16 protein-coding genes and 3 tRNA genes are annotated in these 18781 nt (G+C 53.4%); 7 read left to right on the top strand and 12 right to left on the bottom strand.

Annotated features, from left to right (window positions below; all coding sequences use genetic code 11):
- Positions 1-4 precede the first annotated feature (4 nt).
- The 3 genes from QEN58_RS12670 to hemH form a co-directional block, all read right to left on the bottom strand.
- Positions 5-436, bottom strand: coding sequence for a Na+/H+ antiporter subunit B (locus QEN58_RS12670; protein ID WP_071693780.1), 432 nt, complete (start codon positions 434-436; stop codon positions 5-7).
- Positions 429-2810, bottom strand: a complete 2382-nt coding sequence (locus QEN58_RS12675; RefSeq protein ID WP_280106937.1) for a putative monovalent cation/H+ antiporter subunit A — start codon at positions 2808-2810, stop codon at positions 429-431. Before QEN58_RS12675 ends, QEN58_RS12670 begins: the two co-directional genes overlap by 8 nt.
- A 230-nt stretch (positions 2811-3040) precedes the next feature.
- Complete coding sequence (hemH, locus tag QEN58_RS12680; protein ID WP_280104003.1) at positions 3041-4132, bottom strand: ferrochelatase; 1092 nt, start codon at positions 4130-4132, stop codon at positions 3041-3043.
- Positions 4133-4261: 129 nt separating this feature from the next.
- Between hemH and QEN58_RS12685 the strand changes: the two genes are divergently transcribed.
- A complete protein-coding gene (locus QEN58_RS12685) occupies positions 4262-5848 on the top strand; it encodes a cryptochrome/photolyase family protein (RefSeq protein WP_280104004.1) in 1587 nt (528 codons plus the stop codon).
- 9 nt (positions 5849-5857) lie between these two features.
- Positions 5858-6256 (top strand): thiol-disulfide oxidoreductase DCC family protein, encoded by a 399-nt coding sequence (locus tag QEN58_RS12690; protein ID WP_280104005.1) that lies wholly within the window; start codon positions 5858-5860, stop codon positions 6254-6256.
- A 15-nt stretch (positions 6257-6271) separates the two neighbouring features.
- Here QEN58_RS12690 and QEN58_RS12695 read toward each other — a convergent pair whose 3' ends face one another.
- The 9 genes from QEN58_RS12695 to rnr all read right to left on the bottom strand — a co-directional run bounded on the left by QEN58_RS12695 (position 6272) and on the right by rnr (position 14241).
- Positions 6272-6574 (bottom strand): DUF6482 family protein, encoded by a 303-nt coding sequence (locus QEN58_RS12695; RefSeq protein ID WP_280104006.1) that lies wholly within the window; start codon positions 6572-6574, stop codon positions 6272-6274.
- Between the two features lie 203 nt (positions 6575-6777).
- On the bottom strand, positions 6778-7071 hold the full coding sequence (locus QEN58_RS12700) for a hypothetical protein (RefSeq protein WP_022522725.1): 294 nt from the start codon (positions 7069-7071) through the stop codon (positions 6778-6780).
- A gap of 94 nt (positions 7072-7165) precedes the next feature.
- Positions 7166-8554: a replicative DNA helicase gene (gene dnaB, locus QEN58_RS12705; RefSeq protein ID WP_280104007.1), complete on the bottom strand. Its 1389-nt coding sequence runs from the start codon at positions 8552-8554 to the stop codon at positions 7166-7168.
- A gap of 260 nt (positions 8555-8814) precedes the next feature.
- Positions 8815-9261: a 50S ribosomal protein L9 gene (rplI, locus tag QEN58_RS12710; protein ID WP_071693785.1), complete on the bottom strand. Its 447-nt coding sequence runs from the start codon at positions 9259-9261 to the stop codon at positions 8815-8817.
- A 15-nt stretch (positions 9262-9276) separates the two neighbouring features.
- A complete protein-coding gene (locus QEN58_RS12715; RefSeq protein ID WP_280104008.1) occupies positions 9277-10128 on the bottom strand; it encodes a hypothetical protein in 852 nt (283 codons plus the stop codon).
- Positions 10129-10140: 12 nt separating this feature from the next.
- A complete protein-coding gene (gene rpsR, locus QEN58_RS12720) occupies positions 10141-10368 on the bottom strand; it encodes a 30S ribosomal protein S18 (RefSeq protein ID WP_007113337.1) in 228 nt (75 codons plus the stop codon).
- A gap of 33 nt (positions 10369-10401) precedes the next feature.
- A complete protein-coding gene (gene rpsF, locus QEN58_RS12725) occupies positions 10402-10779 on the bottom strand; it encodes a 30S ribosomal protein S6 (protein ID WP_007113338.1) in 378 nt (125 codons plus the stop codon).
- A 247-nt stretch (positions 10780-11026) separates the two neighbouring features.
- Positions 11027-11812 (bottom strand): 23S rRNA (guanosine(2251)-2'-O)-methyltransferase RlmB, encoded by a 786-nt coding sequence (gene rlmB / locus QEN58_RS12730; RefSeq protein ID WP_280104009.1) that lies wholly within the window; start codon positions 11810-11812, stop codon positions 11027-11029.
- Positions 11813-11814: 2 nt separating this feature from the next.
- Positions 11815-14241, bottom strand: coding sequence for a ribonuclease R (gene rnr / locus QEN58_RS12735; protein ID WP_280104010.1), 2427 nt, complete (start codon positions 14239-14241; stop codon positions 11815-11817).
- 249 nt (positions 14242-14490) lie between these two features.
- Between rnr and QEN58_RS12740 the strand changes: the two genes are divergently transcribed.
- From QEN58_RS12740 to QEN58_RS12760, 5 genes are all read left to right on the top strand, one after another.
- A tRNA-Leu gene (locus tag QEN58_RS12740) sits at positions 14491-14577 on the top strand.
- A gap of 62 nt (positions 14578-14639) precedes the next feature.
- A tRNA-Leu gene (locus QEN58_RS12745) sits at positions 14640-14726 on the top strand.
- Between the two features lie 60 nt (positions 14727-14786).
- Positions 14787-14873 (top strand) — tRNA-Leu (locus QEN58_RS12750).
- 333 nt (positions 14874-15206) lie between these two features.
- Positions 15207-16757, top strand: a complete 1551-nt coding sequence (locus QEN58_RS12755) for a BCCT family transporter (RefSeq protein WP_280104011.1) — start codon at positions 15207-15209, stop codon at positions 16755-16757.
- The gene (locus QEN58_RS12760) at positions 16754-18778 is read left to right on the top strand and encodes a CocE/NonD family hydrolase (protein ID WP_280104012.1); all 2025 of its coding nucleotides are present in this window, start codon (positions 16754-16756) and stop codon (positions 18776-18778) included. Before QEN58_RS12755 ends, QEN58_RS12760 begins: the two co-directional genes overlap by 4 nt.
- Positions 18779-18781: the final 3 nt, after the last annotated feature.

Here is an 18781-nt window from a genome sequence, read left to right on the forward strand (position 1 = left end):
TAACTCATGGTTCATCCTTATCGACCTCCATCAGTGTCATCACCATACCGGTGACTGAACCCAGCACGGCAAAGTAGACGCCTATATCAAAAATCAGCGGCGTGGAGGCTTTAAAGTCGATAACCGGGATAGTCCACCACTGTGCGGTCAGAAATGGCTGGCCCATGAACCAGGCCGGCACTACCGAGATCATTCCCAGTAGCAAGCCAACACCGATCAAATCGCGAGGGTCGACCATCCGCAGCACTTCCTTCGTAGCACTAACGCCAAAGGCAAATAGATAGAGAGTAAATGCACCCGCGGCGACTAGCCCAGCGATAAACCCTCCGCCCGGTTCGTCGTGACCACGCAGCAGTAGGAAAATCGAAAACATCAATTGCAGCGGCATTAAAAACCGTGCGGCGGTGTTAAGAATAATCGTGCCTGACTTAACCATCGTTAGGCTCCCTGGTGTTCACTTTGCTGCTATCGGCGGTGCTTGCACTACTATTTTCCGAAGTGCTGTTTTCACCCTGACGCCCATCTCCATGGCGTAGCTTTAACATGGCGATAACGCCGATGGCAGCAAGCGCTAACACGAACATCTCACCTAAGGTATCCAGAGCACGGTAATCGACCAAAATGACGTTAACGATATTACGGCCGTATGCCAAAGGCGCACTGTTCTCAATCATATAGGTCGAAATGGGCTCAAACTGTTGAATGCTCCAGGAGGTCATAATCAGTAGGCAGATCAAAATGCCCACCATTGTGGCCACCACGCCGTCGCGTATGCGCTCCAAGCTGGTGGAAAGACTAGAGAAGCGCGGCAGACGAAACAGCACAAGTACCAGCAAAATGACCGTTAAGGTCTCTACCAGCAGTTGAGTAATCGCTAGATCTGGCGCACTGAACAGAATAAAAATTAACGCAATGGAAAAGCCCATTACCCCCACGGAAACCACTGCCCCAAGTCGGGAACGAGTAATGGTCGCAAATAGCGCCCCCATCGCCATGGTGCCCGCTACCACAACCTCGTGAAAACGCACATCCAAGTCAAAGGCAAATACTGGCGAATGGCGTAGCAGAATTGAATTACCGATCAGTGCAATAAGCGTCGCTAACATCACCAAAATGTAATTACGCATATAGCCGTTTTGCAGTAGCCGTGTTTGCCACTCGGAGACGTGCACAATGCCATTCATCATGCTTTCATAACCCGCCTCTGGGCCATGGCGCATTATCGGTGCCAACAGAGAGAGCTTGCCACGAACGCTGTCCCAACGTTTAAACAGCAAAAAGCCTAAACCAAGGCTAATAATCGACATTATCAACGCAACGTTGATGCCGTACCAAAGCGATAGCGCCACCTCTACCGTTTGCCCGGATATAGCAGTAGCGGTAGCGGCCAGTAATGCATCGGCACCCAACATAGCGGGCATCAGGCCTAGCAGGAGCGACCCCAACGCGAGCAGAGCGGGGCCAAGCAGCATGCTCAGCGGCGCTTCATGTGGTTCAAGCGGGGTGTGGTGTCGTTTTCCGTAAAAAGGGCGTAACGCCACAATAAAGGCAACCGCGATAGTCAAAACAGATGCCAGAAAGGCAAACAATACCAGTAATGTTCGGAAACTATTGGCGCCGAGTACTGATTCAAGCATCAGCTCTTTACCGATAAAGCCGAGTAGCGGCGGCACGCCGGCAAGCGAAAGCGCAGCCACCAAAGCAATCGCGGCAGTCAAAGGCATCACTGAGCGTAGCCCACCCATCTGGGTGACATCTTTAGTGCCGGTTTCATGATCGAGAATACCGGCGACCATGAACAACGCCCCTTTATACAGCGAATGCGCCAGCAGGAAGGTAACAAACGCGGTCATCGCGTACTCAGTGCCGATGCCCAATAGCATCGTCAGCGTGCCCAGCGCCATAATGGTCGAGTAAGCGAGCAGCTTTTTGATATTGGTGTGGTGAATCGCTAAAAACGCACCGACCAGCATCGTGGTCGCCCCCACCACGGAAAGAACCCCGACCCACATCGCCGTGCCGCCCAGCTCCGGGTGTAAGCGTGCCAGCAGATAAATACCCGCCTTCACCATGGTGGCAGAGTGCAGATAGGCAGAGACCGGTGTCGGCGCTGCCATGGCGTTGGGCAACCAGAAGTGAAACGGAAACTGAGCCGATTTGGTGAAGGCGCCCAGCAACAAACAGATCAGCATGGGAGTGTAGAGCGCATGCTCACGCAGATCAGCCTCCTGGCCCAGAATCTCCGCCAGCGACCAGCTGCCACTGGCAATCCCTAGCAGCAACAGCCCAGCCATTAATGCTAAGCCGCCCGCCACGGTAACGAATAAGCCCTGCCGCGCTGATTTACGTGCATTGATGTCAGCGTGATTAAAACCAATCAGCAAGTAGGAGGTAATGCTGGTCAGTTCCCAGAAAATAAATAGCGTAAACAGGCCGTCAGCCAATACCAGACCCAACATCGACACCATGAAAGCGATTAAGGCGATATGAAAGCGAGCAAGATCAGGGTGATCTTTAAGGTAGCCACCGGCATACACCAGGACACAGGCGCCCATTACGGTAATCAACAGCCCAAAGAGCAACGATAAACCGTCGAGCAGGAAGGTAAGACTTATCCCCAGTGAAGGCACCCACTGCCACTCTAAAAGCAGGCTGCCGTTCTCAATGACCTCGGGGGCCTGGAGTGCCAACCACGCCGCCAATCCGGCAGGAAACAGGGCCAGTACAAGACTGGTACGCTGACCGAACCAGTGGTTTAACATTGGCGATAGCGCCGCCAGTACGAAACCCATTAAAACGGCGATTTGTATCAAGCGAAACCTCCTAGATCACGAAAGGCCCACCACCAAGACAGTCGCTAGCAGTTAGTCGCCCTATTTAGCCAATGATATGCAAGCGTTGAATAATAGTGATTCTAACGTTGTACACCATATAACAGGCAGTTTTGACTGACCAGACAAACGCTTAAACGCAAACAGCCGCACAACGATTTATCTCGCAGGGCGGCTGCTGTTAGCTATCAGTTACGACAGATAATTCACTAAACGTTAGGGTTAGGGGCTGATAGCCATCCTGAGAGCTCGTTGTTGATAACGGCTAGCAGAGCATCGATATGGTCATCGCGATCATTCAGGCAAGGGATATAGCTAAACGTTTCGCCACCCGCTTCCATAAAGCTATCGCGGATTTCCTCTTCGATTTCCTCCAGGGTCTCGACACAATCAGAGGAGAAGGCAGGCGACATAATCGCAATGTGTTTATGCCCCTGTTTGGCAAGTTCCGCCACATGTTTCACGGTTTGCGGGCCGACCCATTTCTCGGGGCCAAACTGCGACTGGAAAGCGGTATCCACTTCCTCTTTGCTAAAACCAAGCTTCTCGCGGAGCAGGCGCGTAGTTTTCTGGCACTGACAGTGATAAGGATCACCCTCCATCAGGTAGCGCTCTGGAACGCCATGGTAGCTGGCAACCAGCTTGGTCGGCCGGGTCGAGAAACCGTCGTAGGCTTCTTGCACCGAGTTGGCCAACGCCTGAACGTAAGCAGGATGTTCAAAATAAGCGGGCACCGTACGTATATAAGGCTGCCACTTCATTTTCATCAGGGTACGAAACGCCTGATCATTCGCCGTTGCCGTAGTCGGGGAACCGTATTGGGGGTAGAGCGGGAAAAACACGATTCGCTCACAGCCCTTCTCTTTTAATCGCGTCAGCACGCTTTCAGTCGAGGGGTTTCCATATCGCATGCAGAAATCGACTTCAACATCGTCACCGTAAAGCGCTTTTAAACGTGTGGTCATCTTCTCGGCCTGGGCACGCGTCGTCGTCAGCAGCGGGCTTTCGTTTTTTTCATTATTCCAGATCCCCCGGTAGGCCTTGCCCGACGAGAATGGACGCTTAGTCAGAATAATCAGTTGTAGCAACGGCTGCCATTTCCAACCCGCATAGTCGACCACGCGCTTATCAGAAAGAAATTCATTGAGGTAGCGACGCATTGACCAGTAGTCGGTGGCATCCGGGGTTCCCAAGTTCGCTAGCACGACACCCACTTTTGCACGTGGTACCGGCGGATGATCGCTGGGTGCATGGGCCAAGCGGCCCTCGCCCGGCTGGTCCTTGACGACATTTTCGGTCATTACTCATGCTCCTGAAAAATAGCGGTGTCACTAAAATCAATAAAAACTAACTAAATCCTACCACTTTTCGGCAAAGTGGCGGCATAAAGTTATACTATCGACATTATTTGTACAGCTACAGGTCAACTCATGTCCAAGCCTTTGCTTTTGGTGCTCGGCGATCAGCTCACTTTTTCACTCACAACGCTACAGAACGCGCCCGACAATGCCGTGGTTGCCCTGTGCGAAGTCGCCGAGGAAGCGCGCTATGTGCCCCATCATATTCATAAAATCGGCCTCTTTTTAGCCGCCATGCGTCACTTTGCCCAGGCGTTGCGCGAAAAAGACTTTCAGGTCCACTACAGCGCTCTGGGTGATGCGGATAACTGCCACTCTCTCATAGAGGAAGCCGAACGCATCGCTCAACAGTATGGTTGCGATGAGATACGCGTTGCCCGATCTGGCGAATGGCGGCTATGGGAGGCGATGCAGCAACGCCAACACGCAACGATTCCGTGGCGGCTACTTGAGGACGAGCGCTTTTTCACCACCCCCGATGATTTCGCTAACTGGGCCAAAGGCCGCAAACAGCTGCGCCTGGAATACTTTTACCGGGAACAGCGCAAGCGCACCGGGTACTTGATGGAGGGCGACGAACCCGTTGGCGGCAAGTGGAATTTTGACCACGACAATCGCCAACCTATCAAAGCCGCACTGGATTTCCCTGAGCTACCCCAACATCGCCAGGATGTACTGACCAAAGCCGCACTGGCTGATGCCGAACGCCACTTTAGCGATCATATGGGTACATTGGCGAACTTTAACCTTCCGGTGACACGGCGGCAGGCATTAGTGGATCTCAAGCATTTTATAGACCATGGACTGGCTGATTTTGGCCGCTATCAGGATGCTATTAGCGATTCAGCGCCCTATCTTTATCACTCGCGGCTCTCAGCCGCGATGAATATCGGCCTGCTGTCGCCCCAGGAAGTCTGCGAAGCCGCCGAGCAGCGCTACTATGACGGCGACGTGCCGATCAACGCCGTCGAAGGGTTTATCCGCCAAATACTGGGCTGGCGCGAGTACGTGCGAGGGCTCTACTGGACACAGATGCCCAGCTACAAAAGCACTAATCAGCTAGGTTTTGAGCGCGATCTGCCAGCATTTTACTGGGATGCTGATACCGATATGCGCTGCCTACAGCGCGCTATTCAGATGACCATCGACAATAGCTACGCCCATCATATTCAGCGGCTGATGATCACGGGCAATTTCGCCCTACTGTGCGGGGTTAAACCCGAAGCGCTTTGTGACTGGTACTTGGCGGTTTATGCCGATGCCAGCGAGTGGGTGGAACTGCCTAATACCTTGGGAATGGTGTTGCATGCCGACGGCGGTTTAATGGGCTCCAAGCCTTACTGCGCCTCGGGTAAATATATCGACAAAATGTCCGACCATTGTCAGCACTGCCGTTATTCCCCCAAGCAGGTCACTGGCCCCAAGGCCTGCCCTTTCAACAGCCTTTACTGGCACTTTCTTGAAACCAACGCTGAACGCTTGAATAAGAATCCGCGCATGAAGCTGATTTACGGCTCGCTCAATCGCATGGCCGATGAGAAGCGCGAGGCTATCCGCCAACAGGCTGAGCACTTTTTAGATCAACTGGAGACATCGCCGGGCTATGGGCAACCCTGCCACACCGCAGGCTATGCAAACTCCACAACCAAAAGCCAATAAGGATTAACGATGAACCGCTATTCACCGCTTGAGGCATCGCCCCCTGTCACGCTGTTTCATGATGGCCATTGCCCTTTTTGTCAGCAAGAAGTTGCATGGCTGGAAAAGCATCGTCATCGGGAACACATTGCGCTGATAGATATCCAGGCCAGTGGCTTTAACGCCAAATCATACGGGCAGGAATTTAACGCCATGATGGGGCAATTACACCTGAGTGATAGCCAAGGAAATTGGTACATCGGCATGGATGCCAGCCGTGCCCTCTATGCAGTGTTGGGCTACCGGCGGCTGGTGAAGCTTTCGTGCTTACCGGGAGTACGCGGCGTAATGAATGCCGGTTACCGATTTTTTGCCCGTCGCCGAATTCGGCTTGGGCAGTGGTGGGAAAAGCGTCAGGCTAAACGTTGATGGGTAAGAATGGCGTTAAAAAACAAGCGGCATACGCGATGTCAGCGGCTCACTGTAGTGTGCATCGCGGCCAATCACTTCGTCGTGTGGCACATGCTGTACCAGGTAAGCACGGTGAATTCCGGCGCGCTTGAGATCCATATAGGCATCATCCAGCGAGCGAAACAGCATCGGCTTGGCACGCTGAGTCAACATATGGCGCTCGCCTTCAACGTCTTCCAGCTCAACCTGATAAAAACGGCTGCCCGAATGGGTAATCACGCGAATTTCAAAGTTGTCGTGACTGGCGACAAACTGCTTAAGATCCTTAAGCTCCATGGTTCACTCCTATTATTCGTCTATTTAATATTAATACGTTATTTCAGACGGCATGTCGTCAGGGCACAGCATGACTGCGCCCCATGACACTTCAGTTGCCCCGCCATTGCAATATAATGACAATAAGCAATAACTAGACATTAATAGCTAGGAGGCCAATAGTGCAAGAGAGTTCCTGACCGGAAGGTCAAGACATCAATCGATCATTGATATTCAGAGGGGTCGATAGCCTTGCCAAGCGAATTGCGATCAATCCAGTTTCCGCCTTTAGTCTCTTTGTAGCGGAACACTACTTTGTCCCCCACCGTAACGGGTAACTCGCCGTCTTCGGTCTGGTAGCTATACTTCTCGCCTGCCACAACCAAATGGTAGCGATACAGATCTGGCATACCCAACCACTCTTTGAAAGGGCCTTCTCGCTCTATCGCCTCTAGTTCACCGCGACCTTCTAACTTAGGAAGACGCTGCCGGTTACCGCGCCGAAATCCACCTGCCATTTGCTGCTCCCGTTTTTTACATATCGTGGGTGGGGCATTATACGAACTCGCTCCCCACCCTCAAGTGACTCATCACAAAGCTGTCTTTACAAATCTAGTCGCCGAACGCTTGACCGTAGCTATCCGGGGCCAAATCCTCGAAGCGAGTATATTTGCCGATAAACGCCATATGCACCGTGCCGATAGGACCATTACGCTGTTTACCGATAATTAACTCAGCAATACCCTGATTGTCGGGATTATCTGGATTATAGACTTCATCGCGATAAACGAAGGCAATGACGTCCGCATCCTGCTCAATCGCTCCGGATTCCCTAAGATCCGACATGACCGGACGCTTGTTGGGACGTTGCTCCAAGGAGCGGTTCAACTGAGAAAGTGCCACAACAGGGCAATTAAACTCTTTCGCCAACCCCTTCAAGGAGCGCGAAATCTCGGAAATCTCACCGGTGCGGTTTTCGTTAAAGCCGGGAATCTGCATTAACTGAAGATAATCGATCATGACCAGCGCGATATTGCCATGTTCACGCACCACGCGGCGCAACCGTGAGCGCATTTCGTTAGGCGACAAGGCGGCAGTGTCATCAATAAACAACTGCTTGTCTTTGAGCAGATTGACAGCGGAGGTTAAGCGCGGCCAATCCTCATCTTCCAACTGACCGGTACGCACGCGGGTTTGATCGATCCTGCCCAGCGACGACAGCATCCTCAGCATTAGCGATTCGGCTGGCATCTCCATGGAGAACACCATGACCGGCTTGTCGCTGGAAATAACGGCATGCTCAACCAGATTCATAGCGAAAGTGGTTTTACCCATTGAGGGGCGTCCTGCAATCACCACCATATCCGAAGGCTGTAAACCGGTGGTCATTTCATCCAGGTCACGAAAACCGGTGGAAAGCCCGGTCATCTCCCCTTTAAGGTTAAACAGCTCATCAATGCGATCAACGGCTTTGGTCAATAGATCACTCATGCCGATAGGGCCGCCCGTTTTTGGACGCTCCTCAGCAATCTGGAATACCAACCGCTCGGCTTCGTTGAGCAATTCATCAGCCGGGCGCCCCTGGGGGGTAAAGGCACTATCGGCAATTTGATTGGCGGCACGGATCAGCTTACGCAGCGTTGCCCGCTCACGCACGATATCCGCGTAGGCGCGAATATTACTGGCAGAGGGTGTGTTACGGGCCAGTTCAGCCAGAAACGCCAGACCGCCTACCGTATCCAAATGATCACGCGCTTCTAGCGCTTCGGAAAGCGTCACCACATCTAATGGCTGACCGGCTTCAGCCAGATGCATCATCACGTTAAACACCAAACGGTGCTCATAGCGGTAGAAATCATCAGCCACTAACCGCTCTGAGACGTTATCCCAGGCCTGATTGTCTAGCATGAGCCCGCCGAGTACCGATTGCTCTGCCTCCAATGAATGCGGCGGCAGTTTTAACGCTGCCGTTTCTTTATCAGCAGAAGGCTGGTCCTGCATAGCGAGCTCCTTTAAACACTACTGCGTAGCCGGTGAAGATGCTTATATTAGCCGCCGGCATACAGCGCGACTACCAGCATGATGACGACATTGTCTTAAAATACCCAGCCAGGATGAACTAGATAATTTAGGCAATATCCGGAAATAGCCAATACCAGAAAAACAAAAGGCGCGGGAAGATACCCGCGCCTTTTGAGGCAGCTATATTAGCTACAGTTAGTAACCACATTACATCGTTACTAACTTAATTACTCTCTCAATTACTCTGCAACTACCACAACGCGTACAACAGCATCCACTTCAGCGTGCAAGTGAAGGGTGATGTCGTATTCGCCGGTTTGGCGAATCGGGCCAGTCGGCATACGGACTTCGCTCTTGGCAACATCGATGCCAGCAGAGGAAATCGCGTCGGCCAGGTCACGCGGACCGATAGAACCAAACAGTTTGCCTTCATCGCCTGCTTTGGAAACCAGAGACAGCTCGATGTCGTTTAACTGCTCAGCGCGCGTTTCGGCTTCTGCCTTACGCTCAGCGGCTTGCGCTTCGAGCTCGGCACGCTGTGCTTCAAACGCTTCGATGTTGTCTTTGGTGGCCGGTACGGCTAAACCGTAAGGCACCAAGTAGTTACGACCATAACCAGGCTTCACGGTGACCTTGTCACCCAGGCCGCCCAGCTTACCAATGTTGTCGAGCAGAATGACTTCCATCTCGTAAACCTCTTGTCAGTTGCTGCGGGCAAGGCGTGCGCGAACGTTCGCGAATGTATCAATCAGCCCCAACAGCAGCACAATGAGAATCGTGGGCCAGGTCGTGATCAGTAGCACATAAAATGCTACCAGCCACAGCCCGTTCATCCCCTTTATTCCAATAAACCCGTGCACTAACGCAACGCCAGCTACCAACAGCGGAATCCAGCCAAGCATCGCCAGCGCATGAGCGCCTAGCAGCATACCTATCACCCCAATGACGACCAGCACGGCCAGTTCTTTAGGGGTCAATCGCAGTGCATGGAACTCTTCGCGAAAGCCACCTGGGTTGTACAACCCAGCCTGCCAACTACGCGCAAGTGCCAAGCACACGATGGCTGCCAACAGCACCACAAGCCCGGTAACTCCACCCACCACCAGTGCGGCAATAGTTGGAGTATCGTAGCCTTGATTGGCAAATTCCGTGAGCATGCGATCCACTTCTTCTGAACCTTCCCGCAATTGCTCAAGCATTAGCTCAGTGCCACCTGGCGGACTGAAGATGCCAAGCTGAACCATGACGGCGGCGACCAATGTCCCCACAATCAAGGTTTCACCCCAACGCATCCTCTCGCGCAGGATAACGGCCATCAGCGTTACCAGCAGTATGCTAGCAAGCGGAATCACGTCTCCCTGGGCCCACCACCAGCCGGCTGGTAGTGCTGCAGCGATGATGACTGGCAGCGCAGGTGCAAAACCTTTGCGTAGAGTCACCAACGCGGCGATAGCTGCTCCTAACCAGAACAGCCAAGGCACTAGCGTTGCCAGGGCCGCCCCGCCTGCAGCGTAAGGCGTGCCCCGCATTAGCCATCGGGCTAGTGCCAGCATCACGTTAAACGCTTACTGGTGGCTATCGGAGTAGGGCAGCAGTGCCAGATAGCGCGAGCGCTTGATAGCGGTCGCCAACTGACGCTGATAGCGTGCTTTGGTGCCGGTAATACGGCTTGGAACGATCTTGCCGGTTTCGGTTACGTAGGCCTTCAGCGTGTCCAGATCTTTGTAGTCGATCTGCTTGATGCCTTCAGCGGTGAAGCGGCAAAACTTACGGCGACGGAAAAAACGTGCCATGGACTAGCTCCTTAAAACGTGCAGTGAATAAAATCAGGCAGTTTCTTCTTCTTCAGCGCGCGGTTTTTCTTCGCGACGCGGACGTTTTTCTTCTGCCGGTTTCATCATCGGGGAAGCTTCAGTAACAGCTTCTTTGCAGCGAACAACCAGGCTGCGGATAATGGCGTCGTTGTAACGGAAGATATTCTCGATCTCGTCGAGGGTCTCGCCGCTACATTCAACGTTCATCAGCACGTAGTGGGCTTTGTGGATCTTGTTGATCGGGTAAGCCAAGTGACGGCGGCCCCAATCTTCTAGACGGTGCACAGTGCCGCTGTTTTCGGTAACGATGCTGGTGTAGCGCTCAACCATCGCCGGCACCTGCTCGCTTTGATCCGGGTGGACCATAAACACGATTTCGTAATGACGCATGGGATCTCCTTGCGGTTTGACAGCTTCCTTTGTGTGCTATTGCTAAAGGCAATGAACGACGACAGGGAAGCAAGGAGTTAACTGAAGTGCTCCGCCACTGTTAAACAGTTGCCGGGGCATCAAACAGAACTTTTATTTCAACAACTGTTTTTAACGACAGTTTTTCAACGACAGTCTCAATTACTAATTCTCACAGCTAACGCCCGCTTGCAGACAAACGGGCGCGTGAATTTTAGTAGGGTAGTGGCTAACTTGCAAGCTGACGCTGACGAACAGCCTCAAATAGGCAGATACCGGTAGCCACTGACACATTGAGACTAGACACTTCACCCGCCATGGGCAGCTTAGCAAGGTTGTCGCACGCTTCACGAGTTAAGCGCCGCATACCCTTACCCTCTGCTCCCATCACAAGTGCAGTAGGGCCGGTCATATCGATGTCAAAGACGCTCGCCTCCGCCTCGCCGGCCGTACCGGTTATCCAGACGCCAGCATCTTTCAGCTTAGCAAGGGTCCGCGCCAAATTCGTCACTTGATAAACCGGCACCACCTCGGCGGCGCCACACGCGACTTTTCGCACTGTTGCATTGAGCGGTGCGGCTTTATCCTTGGCCACAATTACCCCATGAGCACCGGCGGCATCCGCGCTGCGCAGACAGGCGCCAAAATTATGCACGTCCGTCACCCCATCCAGAATGAGTAGAAGCGGTGGTGTCGACGAAGGCCAAGCGCGCAGCTTAAGCCAAAGCGACTCTTCACCTTCAGGAGTTAAAGGGTGACAGAACGCCACCACTCCCTGGTGAGCTGCGCCCTGGGTTAACTGGTCGAGCAGGTCACGCGGCTGCTCTTTCACTTTAGCGCCTTGCGCTTGAGCGTGGGAGACCAGCTCTTTTAAGCGACTCCCTGCCCCCTGCTGCACCCAAAGCTCTCGGGGTGCTTCGCCCCTGTCTAGCAGACTTTGCAGGGCGTGAACGCCATATACCTGATCCAAACCATCAGGGGTCTTAGGCCCCCGCCGAGAAGATGCCGACTTCATGCTCAGCCCTTATTCGGTGATGGTTTGCGTGGGCCATTGCGCGTACGGCGTGGGCCGCGACGTGTAGCGGGCTTCTCGCCATTGGAGTTCTTATTCCCAGCAGCTTTGCCACTCTCACCTTTAACACCAGCGCCTTTAGCACCCTCTTCCCCACCGCGGCTCTTGCGCGGCTGGCGGCGTGGGCGCGGCTTTTCATCACCTAGCCCAAAGTCAATCTTACGATCGTCCATATCGACGCGCGCCACTTGGACGGTAAGACCATCGCCCAAGCGGTAGGTCGTGCCGGTACGCTCACCTTTCAGGCGGTGCTTCTCAGCTTCGTAGTGGTAGTAGTCCGAAGGCAGCGACGTTACGTGAACCAAGCCTTCCACGTAGAACTCATCCAGACGAACAAACAGACCAAACTGAGTGACCGAAGCAATGGTGCCTTCGAACGTCTCGCCGAGCTTGTCGGACATAAACTCGCACTTCAGCCAGCTCTCAACATCACGAGTGGCCTCGTCGGCACGACGCTCAGTCATTGAGCAGTGTTCACCCAGCTCAAGCATCTGCTCGAAGGTATACGGACACCACTTGCTTGGCGGCTCAACCGGCGCACCCTCGACGCGAAGCACCGTATTGGTCTGACGCGGACCGCGGATCACCGAACGAATGGCCCGGTGTACCAGCAGGTCGGGGTAGCGACGAATCGGCGAGGTAAAGTGGGCGTAGGCCTGGTAGGCCAAACCAAAGTGCCCTTCGTTTTGCGGAGAATAGACCGCCTGATTCATCGAGCGCAGCATAACCGTCTGGATGATATCGAAATCAGGGCGGTCGGCAATCGTTTCGCGCAGCGCCTGGTAGTCCTGCGGAGTGGGCATATCGCCGCCGCCGACCGCAAGACCTAATTCGTTCAAGAACAGACGCAGCTTATCAAGCCGCTCTGGTGTCGGCCGCTCGTGGATACGGTAAAGCGCCGGCAGGTCATGCTTATCCAGGAAACGCGCGGTCGCGACGTTGGCCGCCAGCATGCACTCTTCAATTAGCTTATGGGCATTGTTACGGCTACGCGGAACGATTTTTTCGATTTTGCGCTCATCGTTGAAGATGATCGCCGTTTCAGTGGTATCAAAATCGATCGCGCCACGTTCAGCCCGCGCTTCACGCAACAAGTAGTAAAGCTCTTCCAGATTTTTCAGCGGTTTAACTAGTTCGCTGTGCTCTGTGCGTAGCGCCTCGCCCTCTTCGCTCTTCTCGTCGAGAATCGCCGCTACCTTGTTATAGGTAAGGCGAGCGTGGGAATTCATGACGGCTTCGTAGAAGCGATAGCGGCTAATCGCACCGGTTTGCGAAATATTCATCTCGCACACCAGCACCAGGCGATCCACATGGGGGTTCAGCGAACAGAGCCCGTTAGACAGCAGTTCGGGCAGCATGGGAACGACTTGGCCAGGGAAATAGACAGAGTTACCCCGGGTGCGGCCTTCATTGTCCAGCGGCGTACCAGGGCGGACGTAATGGGAAACATCCGCGATGGCGACGAGCAGCTTCCAACTACCCGATTTGGTTTTCCAGGCACATACCGCATCGTCGAAGTCTTTGGCAGACTCATCGTCGATAGTAACCAGCGGCACATCCCGCAGATCGACGCGGTTTTGCTTATCCTCTTCCAGCACTTCTGCTGAAATACCGGCGATCTGATCGAGCACTTCAGGCGGAAACTCTGCAGGAATATCGTAACTGCGAATCGCAATATCAATTTCCATACCGGGATCCATACGCTCGCCCAGCACTTCAACCACTTCGCCCACCGGCTGCACACGGGTGGCTGGCTGCTGGACGATCTTAGCTGAGATCACTTGGCCATCTTTAGCGCCACCGCAAGCACTATGGGGAATAATCACTTCCTGAGTGATACGCGGATTTTCCGGGATCAGAATGCCAAACTCGGGGGTATTGCTGCGATAGACGCCAACGATGGTTTGCGTGTTGCGTGCGATAACTTCTGCAATGGTCGCCTCATCTCGGCCACGGCGATCACGCCCGCTAATGCGCGCCAACACATGGTCACCGTGAAAAACACGCCGCATTTGGCGCGGCGGCAACACCAGGTCTGGTTTTTTACCATCATCGCGCAGCAGGAAACCAAAGCCGTCGCGGTGCCCGAGCACCTTACCTTTGACCAGGTCGAGTTTGTCGATCAGCGCGTAGGCGCCCCGACGGTCACGCAGCACTTGTCCATCGCGTTCCATTGCCGCTAAACGGCGCCTAACGGCTTCTATAAGTTCTTCATCTTCCAGCCCCAGCATACGGCTCATATTTTCGTGGGTGATCGGCTTGCCATAGCTTTCTAACGCAGCAAGCAGATACTCCCGGCTCGGTGCTGGGTTGCCATATTTATGCGCCTCGCGCTCGGCGTGCGGATCATCACTTAACGTCCAATACTTCATGCGATCAACATCCTTAATGGCGTCATTTGCGAGAGGCATAAAAAAGGCGCAAACGCGGTACGTTGCGGGCTGGATATTTCAACGCTTGATAGGCTGAAATGAATAGGATTTTGTTTAGTCATAGGCGCAGTATAGCGCTGCACGTTCAATCACCCAACCGTCTTAGACGTTGTTTATACATTTTGCTTTATAAAAAGCGCATGAGGGGTCTTGCATTTAACCATCACCCCGGTATTATACGCGCCAATTGCCCAGATGGCGGAATTGGTAGACGCGCTAGCTTCAGGTGCTAGTGTCCGTATGGACGTGGAGGTTCAAGTCCTCTTCTGGGCACCAAACTGCTTTTATACTATCTACTTGTATAAGCAGTACGGTGCAGGCAATTAAGGTTTGTGTTCGCCCAGGTGGCGGAATTGGTAGACGCGCTAGCTTCAGGTGCTAGTGTCTGTATGGACGTGGAGGTTCAAGTCCTCTCCTGGGCACCATACGAACACAAACGGCAAGTGGTTAAAGTCAGAGTTTATCGACTACGCTTCAAATGATGCGCCCAGGTGGCGGAATTGGTAGACGCGCTAGCTTCAGGTGCTAGTGTCCGTATGGACGTGGAGGTTCAAGTCCTCTCCTGGGCACCATGACTTACATGGGCCAGTCCGCATCATTATAGTATCTCCATACTTTATAGTATCTCCAGACTTTGCCACTCTCACTCCCCCCCTTTTTTATCTTCTTACATCCCTTTATCTCCACCCGAATTAAGTCGCCTCAAATCCTGGCGTCCTGATCGCGAATATCTTAGATCCTAACTCCAAGCGTTTGCTGTCTTTAATGACCTGCCAACTATCGGTGGCCCATGCAATCAGCGCATACCCCCATTCCGAGTCTTCGCTTTATGTCAGGACTGTAATGGCGTTAGGTTGTTATGCCATGAAATTTTTGCATAGCAATAACGATAAAGGGAAAACGGTATGCCGATGAAACCGCTGCGACCGTTGGTCTTCTGGCCAACATTTCTTGTTCTATTTGCTGCAGTCATTGCCAGCTATATTAATTTAGAGGCCTTTCTAGCCGTTGCGAGCGGGCTAAATGAAGCAATCCTGCATAATTTCTCATGGCTGTTCAGTCTAGGCAGCCTTTACCTTCTGATTATGGCGGTTATCGTTTATTTCTCTCCAATTGGTCATGTTCGCATTGGAGGTTCTTCCGCACAGCCTCTTTTATCACCTTTACGCTGGTTCTCGATCACCCTTTGCACCACCTTGGCCGTCGGTGTTCTATTTTGGACTACCGCTGAACCGCTTTATCATTTCATGAGCCCTCCAAGCTCCAGTGGGCTGGAAGCTGGCTCAAGCGATGCCATGGTGTTTGCGATGTCGACCATGTTTTTACACTGGACGTTCACGCCTTACGCTATTTATGCCGTACCTGCATTGATCTTTGCCCTAGCGTTTTACAACCTGCGTCTTCGCTTCTCTATTTCCAGCATGTTGGAGCCACTTTTCGGCCCAGGAATCAGACGCTTTGCAGGACTTATTGATGCGGTTTCTCTCTACGCCCTGGTCGCTGGCATGGCTTCTTCGCTGGGCACTGGCGCCCTGACACTTGCAGGTGGCGTAGGCCAATACATGGGTGGCGAAACCAGCCCTCTACGGCTTGGCGTTATCGTTGCCATTATCGTGACCACGTTCGTGCTTTCCGCCGCCAGCGGGCTGCAAAAAGGCATTGCTCGATTTTCATCACTTAATGCTGTCCTGCTGCTTATTCTGGGTGTGTTCGCTTTCATCGCGGGCCCCACCATTTTCAGCCTGACTCTCGGGGTGGAGTCGTTTGGTGTGTTCATCGATAGCTTTTTCACTAAGAGTCTGTTTACCGGCACGGCGGGTGAAGATCAGTGGCCACAATGGTGGTCGATATTTTATTGGGCCGTTTGGTTCTCTTGGGCCCCCGTCGCCGCCCTGTTTCTCGGCAAGATATCCCGCGGCTACACCGTGCGAGAGTTTCTTCGCGTCAACCTGCTCTACCCAGCGCTATTCGCCAGCGTCTGGATTGTCATCTTTTCTGGAACTGCGCTTTACTATCAGGCCCACACCGGGGTCGATCTTTACACCATCCTAAATGACCGTGGGGTGGAAAATGTGCTTTATGAGCTGTTTCAGCAGCTACCCCTTTCAGGGCTATGGATACCAGTGCTGCTGTTCGTTGCGTATATCTCTTATGTGACGGCTGCCGACTCTCAAACCGATGCCATTGGCAATCTCTGCACCCGTGGGCTGACAGCTGATTCAGACCTCAATGCAGGTATTACCATGAAAGTAACCTGGGGGGTGATTGTCGGTATCGTCGCCTGGGTGATGGTGAGTTTTGTAGGCATTGATGGCGTCAAAATGCTGTCTAACCTGGGCGGACTTCCTGCGCTTTTCATCGTGCTGATGGCAACCAGTTCGCTTTGGGTCTGGCTAAAAAATCCGGATCAACTTAGTCGTGTTCCAACACTCACCAGCAACAAGCGTGACTCATGATTATCAAGCAGGATTTTCCGCATCGCACCCGCGAAATAGACAACATTTGGATTCCACTGACTGACGGTACCCGCTTAGCTGCACGCATCTGGTTACCGGTTGACGCTGAAGCACAGCCCGTTCCAGCCATCCTGGAATATCTCCCTTACCGAAAACGCGATGGCACCGCAATTCGTGATGAACTGACTCACCCCTACTTCGCTGGTCACGGCTATGCCTGCGTTCGAGTAGATATGCGTGGAAACGGCGAATCAGATGGCCTGATGGAAGATGAGTACGCCCCTCAAGAGCAGGCAGATGCCCTTGAAGTGATCGAGTGGATTGCCAGCCAGCCTTGGTGTAACGGCCAGCTCGGCATGATGGGAATATCCTGGGGTGGTTTTAACAGTCTGCAAGTAGCCGCCCTGCGCCCCGAACCGCTCAAAGCCATCATCACGCTCTGCTCAACCGATGACCGCTATGCTGATGATATTCATTACAAGGGCGGCAATATGTTGTTGGAGAACCTAGGCTGGGCGGCCACTATGCTTAGTTTTTCGGCGGCGGTGCCAGACCCCGCACTGGTTAGCGACAAATGGCGCGACATGTGGATGTCTCGCCTCGATAATATGCCGCTGCTAGCTGAAACTTGGCTCTCTCATCAGCATCGCGATGAGTATTGGAAGCACGGCTCTATCTGCGAGGGGTATGCCGACATTGAAGCGGCCGTTTACATGATAAGCGGCTGGGGCGACTCCTATATCAATACGATCCCTAGGATGATGGAGCATCTTCAATGCCCAAAAAAAGCGCTGCTGGGCCCTTGGATGCACAAGTATCCACACTTTGCGCTGCCTGACCCGGCGATTGGCTTTCTACAAGAAGCACTGCGCTGGTGGGATTACTGGCTCAAAGGTATTGAGACCGGCGTAATGGACGAACCTACCTGCACCTTTTACCTTCAGGATGGCGTTCCACCCGCTCCGAAGTATAAGGAGCGGCCGGGACAGTGGGTTCGCACTCATGGCTGGCCAGTCCCGGACGACGAAAGTGAATCCATTACCCTAATCATGGGTGACCATGGCCTTTTACCCAGCACCCGCCTCGGCCAGGATCAACTGATTGCATCGCCGCTTACGACTGGCGCACTGCAGGGAGAGTACATTCCGCTCTGGTTTGGAGCCGACTTCCCACCCGACCAGCGCCGAGACGATGCGCTGTCACTGACATTTGATTCCGAACCTTATGCACATGGGCTCGATATTCTGGGGCAGCCTTGCGTTTCACTGACGCTGGCAAGTAGCGAGGCATGCGGCCAACTGCACGCACGCCTATGCGACGTCTCGCCTAGCGGTGAAAGTGCTTTGATCACCTACGGCACACTTAACCTAAACTTGCGCAACGACACGGGCACAGTTACCCCTCCCATCCCTGGTGAACCCATGCAGGTAAGGCTTGCCATGGATCTTATTGGCTATCGGTTGCCCGAAGGCCACCGTTTGAGGATTGCCCTCTCCAGCGCCAGCTTCCCGTTAGTGTGGTCACCTAAAAAGCGCGCAGACCTGACCCTCAAGGCAGGTACGCCTAGCCTGGAGCTGCCACTATCCAAAGCACCCTATATTTCCATGCCTTTCGAGCCGCCAGAAAGCGCCTCACCCTGCCCTGTAAAAACACTGCGTACCGGCCATCCCAAGCGCACGATCAGCGAAGATGTGGGCAGCGGCGAGGTCAGCGTCATCATTGAAGATGACATGGGAGATATTCAGTTTCTCGAACACGGCTTGCAGGTTGAACAGTACGCCAAGGAGACTTACACCAGCCATCCTGACGATGCTACCCGGACACGTGCAGATATCGAGTGGGTTTACCGCGCTCGCCGTGAAGGAGAGAAGAACAGCTTTGCCGTCACCGTATTTAGCCGCTATCACCTGCGCTGCGACGAACACAGGTTTTACCTGAATGCCGAGCAGCAAGCTTATGAAGACGATCATCTGGTGAGCGATAAATCGTGGCAGCGAGAGATTCCCCGTACGGCCGTCTAGCCT

This window comes from Halomonas alkaliantarctica (assembly GCF_029854215.1).
Lineage (GTDB): Bacteria > Pseudomonadota > Gammaproteobacteria > Pseudomonadales > Halomonadaceae > Vreelandella > Vreelandella alkaliantarctica_A.